At 67.3% G+C, this 17,753-nt stretch carries 17 protein-coding genes; 9 read left to right on the top strand and 8 right to left on the bottom strand.

Annotated features, from left to right (window positions below; translation table 11 throughout):
* Positions 1-96 precede the first annotated feature (96 nt).
* Positions 97-2,082 carry a DNA mismatch repair endonuclease MutL gene (gene mutL, locus ACI0FO_RS00650; protein WP_416023372.1) on the top strand — a complete coding sequence of 662 codons (1,986 nt, stop codon included), beginning with the start codon at positions 97-99 and terminating at the stop codon, positions 2,080-2,082.
* Between the two features lie 2 nt (positions 2,083-2,084).
* Positions 2,085-3,050 carry a tRNA (adenosine(37)-N6)-dimethylallyltransferase MiaA gene (gene miaA / locus ACI0FO_RS00645; protein ID WP_416023370.1) on the top strand — a complete coding sequence of 322 codons (966 nt, stop codon included), beginning with the start codon at positions 2,085-2,087 and terminating at the stop codon, positions 3,048-3,050.
* A gap of 11 nt (positions 3,051-3,061) precedes the next feature.
* On the opposite strand, the gene purM is transcribed toward miaA, so the two are convergent.
* Positions 3,062-4,111, bottom strand: a complete 1,050-nt coding sequence (purM, locus tag ACI0FO_RS00640) for a phosphoribosylformylglycinamidine cyclo-ligase (protein ID WP_310034719.1) — start codon at positions 4,109-4,111, stop codon at positions 3,062-3,064.
* A gap of 343 nt (positions 4,112-4,454) precedes the next feature.
* Between purM and hda the strand changes: the two genes are divergently transcribed.
* The 4 genes from hda to ACI0FO_RS00620 are packed head-to-tail and all read left to right on the top strand — an operon-like array spanning position 4,455 to position 7,739.
* On the top strand, positions 4,455-5,156 hold the full coding sequence (hda, locus tag ACI0FO_RS00635; RefSeq protein WP_416023367.1) for a DnaA regulatory inactivator Hda: 702 nt from the start codon (positions 4,455-4,457) through the stop codon (positions 5,154-5,156).
* Positions 5,153-5,851 (top strand): HAD family hydrolase, encoded by a 699-nt coding sequence (locus tag ACI0FO_RS00630; RefSeq protein WP_105555426.1) that lies wholly within the window; start codon positions 5,153-5,155, stop codon positions 5,849-5,851. Before hda ends, ACI0FO_RS00630 begins: the two co-directional genes overlap by 4 nt.
* The gene (gene pcnB, locus ACI0FO_RS00625) at positions 5,852-7,246 is read left to right on the top strand and encodes a polynucleotide adenylyltransferase PcnB (RefSeq protein ID WP_416023365.1); all 1,395 of its coding nucleotides are present in this window, start codon (positions 5,852-5,854) and stop codon (positions 7,244-7,246) included.
* Positions 7,247-7,250: 4 nt separating this feature from the next.
* The gene (locus tag ACI0FO_RS00620) at positions 7,251-7,739 is read left to right on the top strand and encodes a 2-amino-4-hydroxy-6-hydroxymethyldihydropteridine diphosphokinase (RefSeq protein WP_416023363.1); all 489 of its coding nucleotides are present in this window, start codon (positions 7,251-7,253) and stop codon (positions 7,737-7,739) included.
* Positions 7,740-7,949: 210 nt separating this feature from the next.
* Here the strand turns inward: ACI0FO_RS00620 and ACI0FO_RS00615 are convergent, their stop codons facing one another.
* From ACI0FO_RS00615 to ACI0FO_RS00600, 4 genes are read right to left on the bottom strand one after another with little or no spacing between them, the layout of a single operon-like run.
* Positions 7,950-8,849: a sugar kinase gene (locus tag ACI0FO_RS00615; RefSeq protein WP_416023361.1), complete on the bottom strand. Its 900-nt coding sequence runs from the start codon at positions 8,847-8,849 to the stop codon at positions 7,950-7,952.
* Between the two features lie 50 nt (positions 8,850-8,899).
* Positions 8,900-9,730 carry an HpcH/HpaI aldolase/citrate lyase family protein gene (locus ACI0FO_RS00610; protein WP_416023359.1) on the bottom strand — a complete coding sequence of 277 codons (831 nt, stop codon included), beginning with the start codon at positions 9,728-9,730 and terminating at the stop codon, positions 8,900-8,902.
* Positions 9,727-10,920: a CaiB/BaiF CoA transferase family protein gene (locus tag ACI0FO_RS00605; RefSeq protein ID WP_416023357.1), complete on the bottom strand. Its 1,194-nt coding sequence runs from the start codon at positions 10,918-10,920 to the stop codon at positions 9,727-9,729. Before ACI0FO_RS00605 ends, ACI0FO_RS00610 begins: the two co-directional genes overlap by 4 nt.
* Positions 10,917-11,747 carry an FAS1-like dehydratase domain-containing protein gene (locus ACI0FO_RS00600; protein ID WP_416023355.1) on the bottom strand — a complete coding sequence of 277 codons (831 nt, stop codon included), beginning with the start codon at positions 11,745-11,747 and terminating at the stop codon, positions 10,917-10,919. The genes ACI0FO_RS00605 and ACI0FO_RS00600 overlap by 4 nt, the downstream gene beginning before the upstream one ends.
* 150 nt (positions 11,748-11,897) lie before the next feature.
* Between ACI0FO_RS00600 and ACI0FO_RS00595 the strand changes: the two genes are divergently transcribed.
* Positions 11,898-12,791 (top strand): LysR substrate-binding domain-containing protein, encoded by an 894-nt coding sequence (locus tag ACI0FO_RS00595; protein ID WP_416023353.1) that lies wholly within the window; start codon positions 11,898-11,900, stop codon positions 12,789-12,791.
* A gap of 24 nt (positions 12,792-12,815) precedes the next feature.
* Here ACI0FO_RS00595 and paaG read toward each other — a convergent pair whose 3' ends face one another.
* The 3 genes from paaG to ACI0FO_RS00580 are packed head-to-tail and all read right to left on the bottom strand — an operon-like array spanning position 12,816 to position 15,973.
* Positions 12,816-13,640 carry a 2-(1,2-epoxy-1,2-dihydrophenyl)acetyl-CoA isomerase PaaG gene (paaG, locus tag ACI0FO_RS00590; protein ID WP_416023352.1) on the bottom strand — a complete coding sequence of 275 codons (825 nt, stop codon included), beginning with the start codon at positions 13,638-13,640 and terminating at the stop codon, positions 12,816-12,818.
* Entirely contained in the window at positions 13,637-14,749 is a 1,113-nt protein-coding gene (locus ACI0FO_RS00585; protein ID WP_416023350.1) for an acyl-CoA dehydrogenase family protein, read from the bottom strand. The genes paaG and ACI0FO_RS00585 overlap by 4 nt, the downstream gene beginning before the upstream one ends.
* Before the next feature lie 33 nt (positions 14,750-14,782).
* Positions 14,783-15,973, bottom strand: coding sequence for an acyl-CoA dehydrogenase family protein (locus ACI0FO_RS00580; protein ID WP_416023348.1), 1,191 nt, complete (start codon positions 15,971-15,973; stop codon positions 14,783-14,785).
* 200 nt (positions 15,974-16,173) lie between these two features.
* On the opposite strand from ACI0FO_RS00580, the gene ACI0FO_RS00575 reads away from it, so the two are divergent.
* Positions 16,174-16,578, top strand: a complete 405-nt coding sequence (locus tag ACI0FO_RS00575; protein WP_416023346.1) for a Zn-ribbon domain-containing OB-fold protein — start codon at positions 16,174-16,176, stop codon at positions 16,576-16,578.
* Entirely contained in the window at positions 16,575-17,747 is a 1,173-nt protein-coding gene (locus ACI0FO_RS00570; RefSeq protein WP_416023344.1) for a thiolase, read from the top strand. The genes ACI0FO_RS00575 and ACI0FO_RS00570 overlap by 4 nt, the downstream gene beginning before the upstream one ends.
* The last annotated feature ends 6 nt before the right edge of the window (positions 17,748-17,753 follow it).

Raw genomic sequence — 17,753 nt, 5'->3', positions numbered from 1 at the left:
AGCCCGGAAGTCATAAGAGGTTAGACCCCAGCGACTATAGCCCACCGGGCCATGGGGCTAAAATCATCCACACCGCCCCACCAGACCTTTAGCCTAATGACCGAACGCCGTTCCATCCTTGCGCTTCCCGACCTGCTCATCAGCCAGATCGCCGCCGGCGAAGTGATCGAGCGCCCCGCCTCCGTCCTCAAGGAAATCCTCGAGAACGCGATCGACGCGGGCGGCCGCGCCATCGAAGTGCGCCTGGAAGGCGGCGGCATCCGCCGAATCGCGGTTACGGACGACGGCGGCGGCATTCCCCCGGACGAATTGCCATTGGCCCTGGCGCGCCACGCCACCAGCAAGATCCGGTCGCTGAACGAACTGGAGTCCGTCGCGTCGATGGGATTTCGCGGCGAAGCGCTGGCCTCAATTGCGTCAGTCGCCCAGGTCAGCATCATTTCCCGTACCCGCGACGGCGAGCACGCCTGGCAGATCGACGCGGGCAGCATGCAGGTCAACCCCGCCTCGGGCCCGCCGGGCACCACCGTCGACGTGCGCCAGTTGTTCGACGCGGTACCGGCCCGCCGAAAATTCCTGCGGTCCGAAGCCACGGAATTCGGCCACTGCGTCGATGCGATGGAACGCATCGCCCTGGCGCACCCGCAGATCGCGTTCCGCCTGTTCCACCACGACCGCGCGCAACGCCAATGGCTGCCCGCCGAACCGCCCCAGCGCATCCGCGATGTGCTGGGCGCCGAATTCGCCGAGCACGGGCTGCTGCTGTCGCACTCGGTCGGCACGGTCAGCCTGGCCGGCATGATCACGCGTCCCACGGCGGCGCGCGCCCGCGCTGACCGGCAGTACCTGTACGTGAACGGCCGCTATGTACGCGACCGCACCGTCAGCCATGCGCTGCGCGCCGCCTATGCCGACGTGCTGCATGGCGACCGCCAGCCCGCCTATGTGCTGTTCCTGGACATCGACCCCGCCGCCGTGGACGTGAACGTCCATCCGGCCAAACATGAAGTCCGGTTCCGCGACAGCGGCGCCGTGCACCGCTTCGTGTCGCACGCGGTCGGCCAGACCCTGGCGCAAACGGGCGGCTCGTCGGCGGTCTCGCCCGCGCCGCAAAACGAAGCGGATGACGGCGGTTTCGAGACCGTCGCCCAAACCGCCGCCCCTTACTCTGCCTCGTCCGCCGCCGGACTCGCCACGGCCCCTGCCCCGCCAAGCGCCCCCGCCGGGGAAGCCACGCGCTTGGCGGATGGTCCCCGGCCGGGATATTCGGGCGGCCATTCCAGCGCCAACCCGGGCGGCGCCGCCGCCTATGGCCTGCGCCCGTCGCCGGCCCCGCAACGCGCACACACCCAGGTGCCCTTCCGCCTGCACGCCGAACCCGCCGGCATCCCCGCCGCCGACTGGCAGTCGCTGTACCGCCCGCTGTCCGACGACACGGCCGCCAAGGTCACGCCCGTGCGGGAACCCAGCCCGGCATCCAGCCTGCCCGCCGATGAAGAACATCCATTGGGCATGGCGCTGGCGCAATTGCACGGCATCTACATCCTGGCGCAAAACCGCCGCGGCATGGTGCTGGTGGACATGCACGCCGCCCACGAGCGCGTGGTGTACGAACAACTGAAGCAGGCGCTGGACGCGCGCAGCCTGCCCCGCCAGGACCTGCTGGTGCCGGTGGTGTTCCACGCGCAAGAGAAAGACGTGGCCATCGTCGAGGAATTCGAGGCGCAACTGGCCGACCTGGGCTTCGAGATGCGCCCGTCGGGCCCCACGTCGATTGCCGTGCGCTCCGTGCCCGCCATCCTGGCGCGCGGCGACATCGAGACGCTGGCCCGCGCCGTGCTGCGCGACCTGGGCGCCGTGGGTGTGTCGCGCCTGCTGACCGAACAGCGCAACGAACTGCTGTCCACCATGGCCTGCCATGGCTCCGTGCGCGCCAACCGCAAGCTGACCATCGAAGAAATGAACGGCCTGCTGCGCCAGATGGAATCCACTGAACGGGCCGACCAGTGCAACCACGGACGCCCGACCTGGGTGCAGTGGTCGGTGTCTGACCTGGACAAGCTCTTTCTGCGCGGACAATAAGCTTGTCGTCTTCCCCCATCCCCGATACGACGCCGGTCATCTGCCTGGCCGGCCCCACCGCGGCCGGCAAAAGCGCGTCCACGCTGGCGCTGGCCGAACGCTGGCCGATGGAAATCGTCAACGTCGATTCCGCCACGATCTACCGCGGCATGGACATCGGCACGGCCAAGCCGTCGCCCGATGAACAGGCCCGCGTGCCGCAGCACTTGCTGGATATTCTGGACCCGGCGCAGTCGTACTCGGCCGCCGAATTCCGCGCCGACGCGCTGCGCCTGATCGGCGAGATCCGCGCGCGCGGGCGCATCCCGCTGCTGGCCGGCGGCACCATGATGTATTACAAGGCCCTGCGCGACGGCCTGGACGACCTGCCGCAGGCCGACCCCGCCTTGCGCGCCGAGCTCGAAGCCCGCGCGGCCCGGCTTGGCTGGCCCGCGCTGCACGCCGAACTTGCAGTGCTGGACCCGGTCACCGCCGCCCGCTTGGCGCCCAACGACAGCCAGCGCATCCAGCGCGCGCTGGAAATCTGCCAATTGTCGGGCCAACCCATGTCGGCGCTGCTGCAACGCGGGCAGCGCAAACCGGACGACGACGCCAACCAGTACCTGACCATCAGCCTGGAACCCTCGGACCGCGCCGCCCTGCATGCGCGCATCGAACAACGCTTTGACGCGATGCTGGCCCGAGGCTTGCTGGACGAGGTTCGTGGCTTGCGCGCGCGGCCCGATCTGCATCCCGGACTGCCGTCGGTGCGCTGCGTGGGCTACCGGCAGATGTGGGCGCACCTGGACGGCGAAATCGACTTGGACACCGCCCGCGAACAAGGCATCGCGGCCACGCGCCAGTTGGCGAAACGCCAGATCACATGGCTGCGGGCCCAACCCGAACGCGTCATCGTGGATTGCCTGGCCGCCGACGCCGTCCCGCAGACGATCGACGCGGTGGCCATGGCGCTAGCCAAAAAGCCTTAGGCCGCAGACGCTTACACCACGAAGGTCTGCGCCATGCCTTCCGTCTGTTCGACGATTTCGCCGATCTTGTTGACGGTTTCGCCTTGCTCGCGCAGGGTCGCGGCGATGGCGTCGGCCTGGGCCGCGTCCACCACCAGCACCATGCCGATGCCGCAGTTGAAAACGCGGTGCATTTCGGTGTCTTCAACGCCGCCCTGCTCTTGTAGCCACTGGAACAGCTTGGGCATTTCCCAGCCATCGCGGTGCAGCTTGGCCGACAGGCCGGGCTGCAAGATGCGCGGCACGTTGTCCAGCAGGCCGCCGCCGGTGATGTGGGCCAGGCCCTTGATGCTGGTGCCGTGTTTGGCCAACGCGGCCAGCACTTGCTTGACGTAGATGCGCGTGGGCGCCATGACGACGTCAACCAGCGGCTGACCGTGGAAGTCGTCGGTGGGCTTGGCGTCGGCGCGTTCGATGATCTTGCGCACCAGCGAAAAACCGTTCGAGTGCACGCCGCTGGAGGCCAGGCCCAGCACCACGTCGCCCGGCTTGATGGATTTGCCGTCGATGATCGCGGACTTTTCCACCGCGCCCACCGCGAAACCGGCCAGGTCGTATTCGCCGTCCGGATACATGCCCGGCATTTCAGCGGTTTCGCCGCCGATCAGCGCGCAGCCCGACAATTCGCAGCCCTTGGCAATGCCGCCCACCACCGACGCCGCCGTGTCCACCGAAAGCTTGCCGCAGGCGAAGTAATCCAGGAAGAACAGGGGTTCGGCGCCCTGGACCAGGATGTCGTTGACGCTCATCGCGACCAGGTCGATACCCACGGTGTCGTGGCGGTTCCACTCGAACGCCAGGCGCAGCTTGGTGCCCACGCCATCGGTGCCCGACACCAGCACGGGCTCGTTGTACTTCTTCGGCACTTCGAACAGGGCGCCAAAGCCGCCGATACCGGCCAGCACCCCGGGGCGCATGGTGCGCGCGGCGAGGGGTTTGATACGGTCGACCAGGGCGTCGCCCGCGTCGATGTCGACACCGGCATCGCGGTAGGTCAAGGGGGCTTTAGGTTGATTCGTCATGAGAAATGCCGTGGGGTATGTAACAATTGCTGGGAATTTGGTGGAACGCCCTGCATTTTACGATGTTGCGGGCCTGCGCAGGGTTCATGCTGGCCGGGCGCGGCGATCGCGGCGGAAGCCGGCCGGGCCGGCTGACGGGCAAAAATGGCGCAAACCCAAGCCAGGCAAAGCGCTTGGCGCGACACTATCTACCCAGGTGGTTTAAAGTGTTGGGTTGGCCGGTATGGATTTTGCCAGTTTCTGGCGGGTTAATCTTGCGCCGGCCCGTTGTATCACCGTTTTTTGGCTTTTCCGGCAACACCGGCATGTCCTCGCGACGCTGCAAGCCTGATCGATAACTCTCATGAACCGCCAGCTGCTGCTCGACGTTCTTCCCGCGCCAGCGCCATCGCTGAACAACTATATCGCCGGCCCCAACGGGGAAGCGCTGGCAGCCGTGCGCGCGCTCAATCCGGGCCGCGCCCTGTATATCTGGGGCGCCGCGGGCTGCGGCCGGACCCATCTGCTGCGCGCGCTGACGGCCCGCCCCGATGCCGTCTTCGTCGATCCCGCCAAAGGCGAGATGATGCTGCGCCGACTGGCCGAAGCCGATTCCAAATCGCCCATGCCGAAGTTCGTGGCGGTGGACGACGTGCACCGCATGGACGACAGCCGCCAGGCCGCCCTGTTTGCGCTGTATAACCGCTGGCGCGAATCCGCAGCCACGGGCCGCGCGTTTGCGCTGGCCCTGGCCGGCGACCGCGCTCCGCTGTCGATGCCGCTGCGCGAAGACCTGCGCACCCGTCTGGGCTGGGACCTCGTGTTCCGCCTGGACCCGCTGTCGGACGCCGACAAGCTGGCCGCGCTGTCCGCCCAGGCGTCCGAGCGCGGCATGCACCTGGCACCCGAAATCATCAACTGGATGTTGATCCACCACGAGCGCGACATCCGCAAACTGGCCGCGCTGATCGACGCGCTGGACCGCTATTCCCTGGCCACCGGCCGTCCCATCACCCTGCCCTTGCTGCGGGCCATGCTCGCAGACCCTGATTCGCAACGCACATGACCACCCGACGTCTCGCCCTGTTCGACCTGGATCACACCCTGCTGCCGCTGGATAGCGACTATCAATGGGCCGACTATCTGGCACGCACGGGCCGCGCGGGAGACCCCGACATCGCCCGCCGTCAGAACGACGACCTGATGGACCGCTACAACCGCGGCGAACTCACTGCCGAGCAGGCCGCCGAATTCATGCTTGGCCTGCTGGCGGCGCATTCCCCCTACGACCTGGCGGACTGGCATGAGGATTTCATGCGTGAAGTGATCCGCCCGTCCATCACCGCCGACGCACGCGGTCTGGTGCAAGCCCACCTGGACGCCGGCGACCTGTGCGCCATCGTCACCGCCACCAACAGCTTCGTCACCGCTCCCATCGCGCGCGCCTTCGGCGTGCCGCACCTGGTTGCCACCGATGCCGAATACCTGCGCGGCCGCTACACCGGCCGCATTCTGGGCACGCCCAGCTTCAAGGAAGGCAAAGTGGTGCGCGTGAACGATTGGCTGTCCAATATGGGGCTAGGGCTTGCGGATTTCCCCGAATCGTTTTTCTATAGCGATTCCGTCAATGATGTACCGCTGCTCGAAAAGGTGACCCGTCCGATCGCCGCCAACCCCAGCCCGACCCTGCGCAATATCGCCCAGGAACGCGGCTGGCAAGTGATCGACTTATTCGACCACATGGAAGATTCGAAGTCCTAAATGATCACTGAAACCATAAAAAAATTCGTCGGCCGCTTGTTCGCGCCGGCAGCCCGGGGGCCGTTGCGCATCACGCGCGACAAACACGGCATTGACCGCCGTAACGTTTCGCGCCACGCCATCAAGGTCTGCGAAGTCTTGCGCCAGCACGGCTATGAAGGCTATATCGTCGGCGGCGCCGTGCGCGACCTGATCGTGGGCCTGGAGCCCAAGGACTTCGACGTGGCCACCAATGCCACGCCCGAACAGATCCGCCCGCTGTTCCGCCGCGCCCGCATCATCGGCCGCCGTTTCCAGCTCGTGCACGTGGTGTTCGGCCAGGAGATCATCGAAACCTCGACGTTCCGCGCTCCCGCTTCGGAAGAGCAAGAGACCGACGAGCACGGCCGCATCCTGCGCGACAACGTGTTCGGTTCGCAGGAAGAAGACGCCAAGCGGCGCGACTTCACGATGAACGCGCTGTACTACGACCCGCACAACGAGGAAGTCATTGACTACCACAATGGCGTGGCCGACTTGAAGAAGCGCCAGGTCCGCATCATCGGCGACCCGGTCAAGCGCTACCGCGAAGATCCGGTGCGCATGCTGCGCGCGGTGCGCTTCGCCGCCAAGCTCAACGGCACGATCGACCCGGCGACGCGCCAGCCGATCAGCACCATGGCCGAGCTCATCGAAAACGTGCCGGCGTCCCGCCTGTTCGACGAAATGCTCAAGCTGCTGACCTGCGGCCACGCGATGGACTGCCTGCGCCAACTGCGCGCCGACGGGCTGCATAACGGCCTGTTGCCGCTACTGGACGTGGTGCTGGAGCAGCCCGGTGGCGAGCACTTCGTGGAACTGGCGCTGGAACGCACCGACGCGCGCGTGCGGGCCGGCAAGACGATCAGCCCCAGCTTCCTGTTTGCCGCGTTGCTGTGGCAGCAGGTCGATGTGCGCTGGAAGCAGTTGCGCGCCCAAGGCGAACACACCATTCCCGCGTTGTCGCAAGCGGCGGATTCCGTGCTGGACGAGCAGACCGAGAAGCTGGCCATCCAGCGCCGCTTCTCGTCCGACATGCGCGAGATCTGGTTCATGCAACCGCGTTTTGAACGCCGCATGGGCAAGACCATCTTCCGCATGATCGAACAGCCGCGCTTCCGCGCCGCGTGCGATTTCCTGCAGCTGCGCGCCGCCGCCGGCGAGTTCGACAGCGTGCTGGCGCAGTGGTGGATGGACCTGGCCAACGCCGACGACGTCTTGCGCGCCGACATGATCGAAGAAGTCTCGCGCCTGCCGCGCGAACCCGGCGACGGCGGTGGCGGCGGCGGCTTCGGTGCTCCGCCTGCTTCGTCGTCCCCGCGCAAACGTCGCCGTCCGCGCCGCTCGGCGCCACGCGGCCCCGCCAGCGCCGAATAACACGATGCCGCCCGCCATCGTCCGCGCCTATATCGGCCTGGGCGCCAACCTTGGCGACAGCGCGGCCACCCTGCGCCGCGTGCTGGCCGAACTGCAGGCGACCGACGGCATCACCGCAGTGACAGCGTCGCCGTTCTACCGCAGCGCGCCGGTGGACGCCACCGGCCCTGATTTCGTGAACGCCGTGGCGGCATTGGACACACGCCTGCCGCCGCTGGCCTTGCTGGATGTGCTGCAAGCGCTGGAAAACAGCCACGGCCGCCTGCGTCCCTACAAGAACGCCCCGCGCACGCTGGACCTGGACTTGCTGGCATATGACAACACGCAGCTGGATCACGAACGACTGATCCTGCCCCACCCCCGCATGCACTTGCGCGCCTTCGTATTGCTGCCGCTGCGTGATCTGGCGCCGGACATGGCGGTGCAGGGCAAGCCGATCGGCGAATGGATCGACGCAATCCACGATCAGGCGATTGAACGGGTCGTTGAATAGCAAGGGGCGATGATGGGTTGCGCGCGATTGGCGCCCATTTCCCGATCTTGATTTTCTCGCGCTCCACCCATCCTACGGGTGTGTAGGCACAGTTTTGCAGGATGGGTGGAGTGCGAGAAAATCAGGCCAAAGACGTTGGCCGAAAGCGCGCGCAACCCAACATCCAACCGTCGCCGCGAACACCATTACCCGCCTTGGCTGCGAACGCCATTACCCCGCCTTGGCCGCGAACGCCATCATGGCCCGCTCCACGTCTTCCACTTTGGGCAGCCCGGCTTCATTGCCCAGGTGCTGGATCTTGTGCGCGGACGCCGCCCGCGCGAACGTGAAGTGCTCTGCCCAGGGTTGATCCGGACGGTTCAGGTACGACCACACATAGGCGCCGTGGAACACGTCGCCCGCCCCCGAAGTGTCAACGATGCGATTGCCCGGCACGTCCAGCGACGGCAATACGTCGACATGGCCTGTCTCGTCGTACCAGAGCATGCCTCGTTCGCCCAGGGTCACGGCGCCAATACGGCAACCGCGCGCCTTTAGCAGATCCAGCAGACCCTCCGGCGTCAGGCCCAGCTGTTCGCACATGCGCTCTGCGCAGACGGCGATGTCGATGTAGCGCAAGAGCTCGTCGGTGTTCTCGCGCACGCCGCCGCCATCCAGCGACGTCAGCACGCCTGCCTGCCGGCACGCCCGCGCATAGTGCAGCGCGGCGTCGGGCTGATGCCCATCCAGATGCAGCGCGCGATAGCCGCTGATATCCAGGCGGGGGAAATCGTTCAGGTAGTCCACGTCGCGTGCGCGCACGATGGCGCGCTTGCCGTGGTTGGGCATGATGAAGGACAAGGACGAACGGCGCACATGGCGCGCGTGCAGCGTCACGCCGTGGGCCGCGGCCATGTCCGTGTACATGTGTCCCAGCCAGTCGGGCGCCAGCGAGCAGACCAGGTCGGGTGGCGAGCCCAGCCGCGCGCAAGCGAACGCCGCCGTGACGGCGTTGCCGCCGAAGGACACCGCGTAGTCCCGCGCCACGCTTTTTTCGTCGCCCGTGGGCCATTCGTCGGCCAGCACGGTGACGTCGATATAGGTGTGTCCGATGAAGAGCGCATCGCTCATGCTGCTGCCTGTGGAAAAGAGGAAACCCCGAGGATAGGCGATCTTTCGGGCTACGCGCCGTGTTCCCCGGCTTGCGCCAGCACCAGCCGCGCGCGGGCGATGACCGGCGCGTCGACCATCTTGCCGTCCAGCATGAAAGTGCCCGCCGACGTCTCGCGATGGGCGGCGACAACGCGGCGCGCCCACTCCAGCTCTTCTTGCGCCGGCACGAACGCCGCGTGGATCACCGGCACCTGCGTGGGATGGATGCACAGCATGCCGCCGAACCCCATCTGCTGCGCGCGGCCCGCCGCGTGCGCCAGCCCGGCCTGATCCTGTACACCGGGAAACACGCCATCAAGGGCGGGCGCGAGCCCGGCCGACCGGGTATGCAGCAACACCTGCACCCGCGCGTGGTCCAGCACGGTTTCCGCGCCGGGCGTGTCGGGGGTAAGGCCCATGTCCAACCCGTAGTCCAGGCTGCCGAAGGCCAGCCGCGCCACACCGGGGGTGGCCGCGACCTCGGCCGCGTTCAGCAAGCCGCGGGCGGTTTCAAGGATGGGGATGACGGGCAGGCCCGTCTGCGCCACGTGCCGAACCTGCGCCAGGCTTTCGGCCTTGGGCAGCAGGATCCCGGCCACGCCGGGGTGACCCCGGCAGGCTTTCAGGTCGTCGTCGTGCCAGGACGTGGACGCGTCGTTGATGCGCACCCACAGGCGCGCCTGGCGATGCGTCCCCAGGAAGTCACACAGGGCTTCGCGGGCAGACGCCTTGGCCAGATGCTCGACGGCGTCTTCCAGGTCGACGATGACGGCGTCCGCGCCGGCGGCCAGCGCTTTGGGGATGCGCTCGGCGCGCGAAGCCGGCACGAACAGGGCGCTACGAACGACGGGATGCGTCACACGACCTCCGAGGCATGGAATTGCGCCACCTGATCCGGCGCGTATCCCAATGATGCTAGCACCGCATCCGTGTTTTGGCCCACCGCGGGCACGGCGGCCATGCGCGGCGCGAAAGCGTTGCTGCTGGCTGGCGGCAGCAGCGCCGGCAGCGTGCCGGCGGGGCTGTCGACCTGGCTCCAGCGGGCACGCGCCTGCAATTGCGGATGCGCCCAGACGCCCGCCATGTCGTTCACCCGCGCGTTGGCGATCTGGGCGTCTTCCAGCCGCTGCGTGACCTGCGCGACGGACAGGTCGGCGAAGGCGGCCACGATCAGGTCACGCAACGCGTCGCGGTTGGCGGTGCGCTGCGAATTCGACAGGAAGCGTGGGTCTTCGGCCAGATCGGCCTGGCGCAGCACCTGGGCGCAGAAAACACGCCATTCGCGCTCGTTCTGCAGGCCCAGCATGATGGTGGAGCCGTCGCCCACCGGGAACGGCCCATAGGGGTAGATAGAGGCATGGGCGGCACCGGCACGCACGGGCGGCGCGGCGCCTTCGAACGCGTAATACATGGGAAAGCCCATCCATTCGACCATGCTTTCCAGCATGGACACGTCCAGGCGGCTGCCCAACCCGGTTCTCTGGCGCAGCAGCAAGGCGTTCAGGATGGCCGAATAGGCGTACATGCCCGCCGCGATGTCGGCGATCGAGCATCCTGCCTTGACGGGATCGTCTTTGGTGCCCGTGACGGACAGGAAACCGCTTTCGCTCTGGATCAGCAGGTCATAGGCCTTCTTGTCCTGGTAGGGACCGCCTTCGCCATAGCCCGAGATATCGCACACGATCAGGCGTGGATACTTCTTGTGCAGGGCGTCGAACGACAGCCCCAGCCGCGCGGCCGCACCGGGCGCCAGATTCTGCACCAGCACATCGGCAGATTCCAGCAGGCGGTCCATGATGCCGCCCGCTTCGTCGCGTTTAAGGTCCAGCGTCAGGCTCTCTTTGGAACGGTTGGTCCAGACGAAATGCGAGGACAGGCCGCGCACGCGTTCGTCGTAGCCCCGGGCGAAGTCGCCGCTGCCCGGGCGTTCGATCTTGATGACGCGCGCGCCCATGTCCGCCAGTTGGCGGGTGCAGAATGGCGCGGCGATGGCGTGTTCAAGGCTGACGACGTTGATGCCGTCCAAGGGGCGGGTGGCCTGCGTGCTCATTCGGTAAACCTCAGTTCAGCTTGGTGGGCCAGCGTGCCGTCCTGCTCGGCCCACAGCTGGGCCACGCCCGGCTCGGTCAAGCGGCCGGCCACCTGGAAGGGCGTGGGCGAAATCAACGGACGCAGGCCGCGGTACGACAAGTGCGTAAGCCGGGCCTTGGGATGGGCGCGCGTAAAAGCGGCCACCATCTCGGTGGCGATCAGCGGGCCGTGCACCACCAGGCCGGGATAGCCCTCGGTGCCCGTCACGTAGGGATGGTCGTAATGGATGCGGTGGCCATTGAAGGTCACCGCCGAATAGCGGAACAGCAGCACGGAAGACGGGTTGACCGTGTCGCGCCATTGCGCCTCGGGCGCGGGCTCGCTGCCTACAAGCTTCGGCGGCGACGGCTGCCGGTAGACGATGTCTTGCTCTTCCTGGATGACGATCTGGCCCGCCTGGTGGTATTCGTGGCGCACGGTCACGAACAACAGCGCGCCGGTGCGGCCCGTTTTCTCTTTGACGTCGGCGACGGTCGACACGCGTTCGGCCGGGACGCCCACCTTCAACGGCTGGCGGAATTCCACCCGGCCGCCGGCCCACATGCGGTTGCGGTCCTGGGCCGGCGGCAGGAAACCGCCGCGCGAGGGGTGCCCATCTGTCCCCAACCCTTCCATCCCCACCGTGCTGATGAAAAACGCCCATTGCCACAGGGGCGGCAGGGACTCGCCCGGGGCCGGCGCCGCGCCGCCCAGCGTGGCCGCGATGCGCGCGGCATGGCCGGGGTCCATTGCGTCCGCCTTGCGTTCGCCGCTGCCGATCCAGCCTGCCGGATCTGTAGAAGTCATGCCGATATCCTTTGGTGGGGTTTTCTCAGCTGCAAGCATGCCCGCAAGCCGTCCCCGTTGTGAATTCGTTTTTCCTCAAGGCGGGGTTTGCGGCGCCTGAATCGACGGCCCATGCCCAGCCCCGGCGCCGCGCGCCGTAATATATGCCCCATGCACTTCGACCTTGCCGACCTACGCCTGTTCATCCACATCGCGGAATCCCCCAGCCTGACCCAGGCGGCCAAACGGGCGCACTTGTCCCTGGCCGCGGTCAGCGTGCGGATCAAAGCGCTGGAGAACCAGCTCAATACCCGATTGCTGTACCGCGACAGCCGTGGCGTGGAAATCACGCCCGCCGGCCAGAAGCTGCTACAGCATGCCCGCGTCATCATGCGCCAGGTGGACCACCTGAAACACGATTTCCAGGAGCAGTCCGACGGCGACGCCGGCCATATCCGGATCTTCGCCAACACCACGGCGGTCACCGAGTTCATGCCGGACATCCTGGCGCAGTTCCTGGCGGGCCATCCGGGGGTCACGGTGGACTTGCAAGAACGCCTGACGCGCGACATCGTGCGGGGCGTGCTGGACGGCACCACGGACCTGGGCATCGTGGCCGGGCCGGTTGACGCCCCCGAATTGCAGACGATCCACTTCAGTACCGACCGGCTGGTTCTGGTGGTGCCCAACGGCCACCCTTTGCAAGACCAGGAAAAGGTCAAGCTCGTGGACGCCGTGCGTTATCCGTTCATCACCATGCACGAAGGCTCCACGCTGGTCGCCTTCCTGCGCGACCAACTGGAACGCGGCGGGCAGCGCCTGCCGCAACGCATCCAGCTCTATAGCTTCGATTCGATCTGCCGCATGGTGCAGGCCGGCGTCGGCATCGGCGTCATCCCCGACTCCGCCGCCCGCCGCTACGGCGCCGACACCAAGCTGCGCGTCGTCGAACTGGACGAACCGTGGGTGGTGCGGGAACGCAAGCTGTTGGTGCGCGACATCGACGCCCTGCCCGGCTGCGCGCGCGAACTGATCGAACAGATCCAGGTGCCACGGGCGCCCTGACGCCCGCAGCACCCGCCTGCGGCGTCACGTGCCGGTGAACGCGGGCGGCCGCTTTTCAGCGAAGGCTCGCATCCCTTCCAGGTAGTCGTCGGTGTAGCCGAGTTCGCGCTGGAAACGGCATTCCAGATCGAACTGCTGCGCCAGCGTGTTGCCGCTGGACGCATGCAGCGCCGCCTTGGTCGCGGCATAGGCCCGCGTGGGTCCTGCCGCCAAGGTCGCCGTCACGTCCGACACCGTGGCGGCCAGCGCGTCGTCGGGCACCACGCGCCAGATCAAGCCCCAGGATTCCGCCTGCCGGGCGCTGACCGCTTCGCCGAACAGCGCCGCCCCCATCGCGCGGGCCGACCCCACCAGCCGAGGCAGGAACCACGTGCCGCCGGCGTCAGGCAGCAAGCCGATCTTGCTGAAGGCCTGAATGAAGCGCGCCGATTCCACGGCGAACACCACGTCGCAGGCCAGCACCAGGCTGGCACCCGCGCCGGCCGCCACGCCGTTCATCACGCACACCACCGGCACGGGCAACGCGCGCAGGCGCGTGATCAGCGGCCGGTAGCATTTCTCGAGCATCTGGCTCAGGTCACGACGTGAACCGTCCTCAGCGGGCTTGCGCTCGCTTAGATCCTGCCCGGCGCAAAAACCGCGGCCCGCCCCCGTGATGACCAGGCCGCGCAGGCCCGGATCAGCCTCCATGGCGTCCAGCGCGCGCGCCAGCTCGGCGTGCATGACTTCGGTGAAGCTGTTCAACCGGTCGGGGCGGTCAAGCGTGATAACGCCCACGCCGCGGTCCAGCGTAAAGCGGATCTGGGTGTATTCGCCCCCTTGGGGCGGATGGGATGCGGTTGCGCTCATGCCAGTTCCTCCAGAACGGCCAGTTGCTCGGCCGTGTCGCCCAGCAGTTGGTCCACCACCGTCAGCCGTTTGAAATAGTCGCCTACATCCAGTTCGTCGGTCATGCCCATGCCGCCGTGCAATTGCACGGCCATCTGCGCCACCTGACGCCCGGCGCGCGCGGCTTCCAGCTTGGCCGACGCGATCATGCGGCGGCGCTGCGCGGCATCCGGCTCGGTCAAGGCGGCAACCGCCACATAGGCCATCGACAAGGCCAGTTCCTTGGCCACCAGCATCTCGGCCAGCCGATGCTGCAAGGCCTGGAACGACGCCAGCGGCTGCCCGAACTGCTTGCGCGTCTTCAGATAGTCGACCGTGATCTCCAGCAGGCGTTCCATGGCGCCCGCCGCATGCGCGCACAGCGCTGCCGTGCCCCATTGCAAGGCTTGCGCCAGCGCTGCGTCCGCGGCCGGCCCTTCGGCCAGCAAGGCATCGGCGGGCAAGCCCACCGCGTCCAGGTCCAGGCGGGCGCAGCGCGCGCCGTCCAACGTGGGCGTATCGGTCACCCGCACACCGGCCGAATCGGACGGCACCGCCAGCAGCACGGTCTGCCCGTCGGCGCCTTGTGCGCTGACCAGCCATGCCGTCGCTGCGGCGCCATGCCATACCAGGTGCTTGACGCCATCCAGCCGCCAGCCTTCGGCGGTCTTGACGGCGCGGCAGTTCTGCGGAACGGTGTCGTAGCGGCGGCCAGGTTCCTGGTAGGCCACGCTGACGATGGCCTCGCCCGATGCGATGGCAGGCAGCCAGTGGCCGCGCGTGGCATCGCCGCAGGCGTCCAGCAGCGCCGCGCCCATGACCGCGCTGGGAATGACCGGTTCGGACACCAGCCCGCGGCCCAGTTCCACATGCACCGGCAGCAGGCTGGCCGGCACTTCGCCGAATCCGCCAAAGTCCTGTGAAATCGTCAGGCCCAAGACGCCCAGTTCGGCCAGCGCGCTCCAGGCCTTGGGGTCCAGCGTGCCGCTTGCCTGGCGGGCGCGGCGCTGGGGATACGTCCATGCCTGGTCGACCAGGCGGCGCAGGCTGTCGGCCAACATGCGCTGTTCTTCGGTGTAGATGAAATCCATGCGTGTCTTCCTGTCGGATTGCGTGGGGCCGGCCTACAGGCCCAGCACCAGCCGGGCGATGATGCCCTTCTGCACTTCGGTGGTGCCGCCGTAGATGGAGGTCTTGCGCATATCGGCGTAGCCCGCGCCGGAGGCGGCAGCCATCTCGGGGCCCGGACCATGGAAATCGGCGCCGGCCTGTAGCCAGTCGGGGTCGTAGGGCCAGGCATCCGGCCCCGCCACTTCCATCTGCAGCATGGCGAGGTCCTGCTGGATCTCGGACCCGCGGATCTTCAGCACGGACGCCTCGGGGCCCGGCGTGCCGTCGTTGCTGGAAGCCACCCGCAGCAGCAGCATTTCCAGCGCCATGATGTCGACTTCTATCCGCGAAATGCGGTCACGGAAGCGGCTGTCGGCCAGCAGCGGCTTGCCGTGCGACTGCGCGCGCGCGGCCATCTGCTTCAAGATACCCAGCTCGCGATGGCAGTGGCCCAGCCCGGCGATGCCGGTGCGCTCGTGCCCCAGCAGATACTTGGCGTAGGTCCACCCCTGATTCTCTTCGCCCACCAGGTTGGCTACCGGCACCCGCACGTTTTCCAGCCAGACTTCGTTCACGTCGTGGCCGCCGTCCAGCGTGCGGATCGGGCGCACCGTCACGCCCGGGGTGCGCATGTCCAGCAACAGCATCGAGATGCCGCGCTGCGCACGCGCGTCGGGGTCCGTCCGCACCAGGCAGAACATCCAGTCGGCGTACTGGGCCAGCGTGGTCCAGGTTTTCTGGCCGTTGACGACGTATTCGTCGCCATCGCGCACGGCGCGGGTCTTGAGCGAGGCCAGGTCGGAACCGGAACCCGGTTCGGAATAGCCCTGGCACCACCAATCCTCCACGCGCAGCATGCGCGGCAAGAGGCGCGCCTGCTGCTCGGCGCTGCCGTACTTCATCAGCACGGGACCAATCATGGACAAGCCGAAAGGCAGCAGCCGCGGGGCGCCCGCCTTGAAGCATTCCACCTCGAAGATCAGGCGCTGCAAGGCGTTCCAGCCGGTGCCGCCGTGTTCGACGGGCCAATTGGGCGCGCCCCAGCCGTGATCGGCCAGGATGTTGTGCCAGCGCACGTAGTCCTCGCGTTCCAGCCGCTGATGCCGCAGTACCTTGTCGCGGATATCGGCCGGCAGGTTGGCCGCGGCGAACGTGCGCACCTCGTCGCGGAATTGGCGCTCTTGCGGCGTCCAGGTCAGGTTCATGGTCTACCTCCTTTGCCCGGTATCTAGCCACGGGCCGGACGGACCGGCAATCTGCCTATTCCGAAGACCGGCTTCGCGCAGGATGTAGGGCGAGCCCCCTCTACAGGCCCGCAAAAGGCCTGCTTCAGCAATGAAGAATGGCCGAACCCGACGCCAGTGCGGACACTAGCAGCCGTCATCTACCGGAGTCCCATCGCACCATGACTGTTCCCGATCACAAGGAAGGCGTGTCGCAGGGCGTCGAGGCGCAGTACCGCCAGGCGCTCGACCAGGGCCGCTTTCTTATCCAGCATTGCGACGGCTGCGACCGCGCGGTGTTCTACCCCCGAATGATCTGTCCGCATTGCGGCGCGGACAAGCTGGCCTGGGCCGAGCCCGACGGGCGCGGCACCGTTTATTCGTCCACCGTGGTGCGGCGCAAGCCCGAGGCGGGCGGCGACTACAACGTGGCGTTGATCGACCTGCAGGAAGGCGTCAGGCTGATGAGCCGCGTGGAAGGCGTCCCCCCCGCCGATGTGCATATCGGCATGGCAGTGCGCGCCCGCGTCGCACAACAGGACGGCCACGGGCTTGTGGTTTTCGTACCCAACAAGGAGGCGCCATGACGCTGAACGATTTGCGCGGCGCCGTCGCGGTGGCGGGCGTAGGCCATGCGGGGCTGGGACAGGCCGCGGGCTATACCGAAATGGAAATCCTGGTGCAGGCGGCGCAACGCGCCGTGGCAGACGCCGGCTTGACCATGCGAGACATCGACGGCATCTGCACGGCCAGCGTCGCGGCGCCGATGTGGGCCATGCCGGTGATCGAACACCTGGGCATCCGCCCCACCTTCATCGACAGCACCATGCTGGGCGGCTCCAGCTTCGTGGCGCACCTGATGCCGGCCTTGCATGCACTGGCCTCTGGCCAATGCAACGCAGTGCTGGTTTGCTACGGCAGCACGCAGCGCACGTCCACCCTGAGCCGGGCTGAAATCGGCCGGGTCCGCAAGCAATTCGACCCGCAGCCCTATGAAACCCCATACGAGCCATTGAGCCCGTTGTCGTCGTATGCGCTGGCGGCGGCGCGCCATATGCACCAGTACGGCACGCGCCGCGAACACCTGGCGCAAGTGGCGCTGGCGGCCAACCAATGGGCGCAGCTGAACCCCGAGGCGCAACTGCGCGAGCCCGCCACGCTGGACCAGATCTTGTCGGCCCGCATGGTGTCCGACCCCTTAAGCGTGCGCGACTGCTGCCTGGTCACGGACGGCGCGGGCGCCTACGTGCTGGTGCGGGCTGACCGGGCGCGCGACCTGGCGCGTCCGCCCGTCTACGTGCTGGGCAACGCCACGGCAGTGTGGAACCGGCAAATCTCGTCCATGGAAGACCTGACCGTGACGGCCGCGGCCGAATCCGGCAAGCGCGCCTTCGCCATGGCCGGCGTCACGCCGAAAGACGTCGACGTGGTCGAGCTCTACGACGCCTTCACCATCAACACCTTGCTCTTCCTGGAAGACCTGGGCTTCTGCGCCAAGGGCGAAAGCAAGGACTTCATCGCGGACGGCGCCATCGCGCCAGGCGGCAGGCTGCCGGTCAACACCAATGGCGGCGGCTTGTGCTGCGTGCATCCCGGCATGTATGGCGTCTTCATCATGATCGAAGCCGTCCGGCAGTTGCGCGGCGAATGCGGCGCGCGCCAGGTTGCCGACGCGCAACTGGCACTGGTGCATGGCAATGGCGGCACGCTGTCCAGCCAATCCACCGCAATCCTGGGCACCCAGGCCACCCTTTGACCTTCA

The sequence above is a fragment of the Achromobacter marplatensis genome (assembly GCF_049060505.1).
GTDB classification, from domain to species: domain Bacteria; phylum Pseudomonadota; class Gammaproteobacteria; order Burkholderiales; family Burkholderiaceae_B; genus Achromobacter; species Achromobacter marplatensis_A.
Note: the sequence above shows the minus strand (reverse complement) of the source record. Positions and strands in the feature narration are given on the sequence as shown.

Excerpts from the sequence above, each read along its gene's own strand:
- hda (WP_416023367.1), top strand. The coding sequence starts at position 4,455 with ATGAACCGCCAGCTGCTGCTCGACGTTCTTCCCGCGCCAGCGCCATCG.
- ACI0FO_RS00575 (WP_416023346.1), top strand. The coding sequence starts at position 16,174 with ATGACTGTTCCCGATCACAAGGAAGGCGTGTCGCAGGGCGTCGAGGCG.
- purM (WP_310034719.1), bottom strand. The coding sequence starts at position 4,111 with ATGACGAATCAACCTAAAGCCCCCTTGACCTACCGCGATGCCGGTGTC.
- ACI0FO_RS00570 (WP_416023344.1), top strand. The coding sequence starts at position 16,575 with ATGACGCTGAACGATTTGCGCGGCGCCGTCGCGGTGGCGGGCGTAGGC.
- ACI0FO_RS00630 (WP_105555426.1), top strand. The coding sequence starts at position 5,153 with ATGACCACCCGACGTCTCGCCCTGTTCGACCTGGATCACACCCTGCTG.
- mutL (WP_416023372.1), top strand. The coding sequence starts at position 97 with ATGACCGAACGCCGTTCCATCCTTGCGCTTCCCGACCTGCTCATCAGC.
- ACI0FO_RS00615 (WP_416023361.1), bottom strand. The coding sequence starts at position 8,849 with ATGAGCGATGCGCTCTTCATCGGACACACCTATATCGACGTCACCGTG.
- ACI0FO_RS00600 (WP_416023355.1), bottom strand. The coding sequence starts at position 11,747 with ATGACTTCTACAGATCCGGCAGGCTGGATCGGCAGCGGCGAACGCAAG.
- pcnB (WP_416023365.1), top strand. The coding sequence starts at position 5,852 with ATGATCACTGAAACCATAAAAAAATTCGTCGGCCGCTTGTTCGCGCCG.
- ACI0FO_RS00620 (WP_416023363.1), top strand. The coding sequence starts at position 7,251 with ATGCCGCCCGCCATCGTCCGCGCCTATATCGGCCTGGGCGCCAACCTT.
- ACI0FO_RS00605 (WP_416023357.1), bottom strand. The coding sequence starts at position 10,920 with ATGAGCACGCAGGCCACCCGCCCCTTGGACGGCATCAACGTCGTCAGC.
- ACI0FO_RS00595 (WP_416023353.1), top strand. The coding sequence starts at position 11,898 with ATGCACTTCGACCTTGCCGACCTACGCCTGTTCATCCACATCGCGGAA.
- ACI0FO_RS00580 (WP_416023348.1), bottom strand. The coding sequence starts at position 15,973 with ATGAACCTGACCTGGACGCCGCAAGAGCGCCAATTCCGCGACGAGGTG.
- paaG (WP_416023352.1), bottom strand. The coding sequence starts at position 13,640 with ATGAGCGCAACCGCATCCCATCCGCCCCAAGGGGGCGAATACACCCAG.
- ACI0FO_RS00585 (WP_416023350.1), bottom strand. The coding sequence starts at position 14,749 with ATGGATTTCATCTACACCGAAGAACAGCGCATGTTGGCCGACAGCCTG.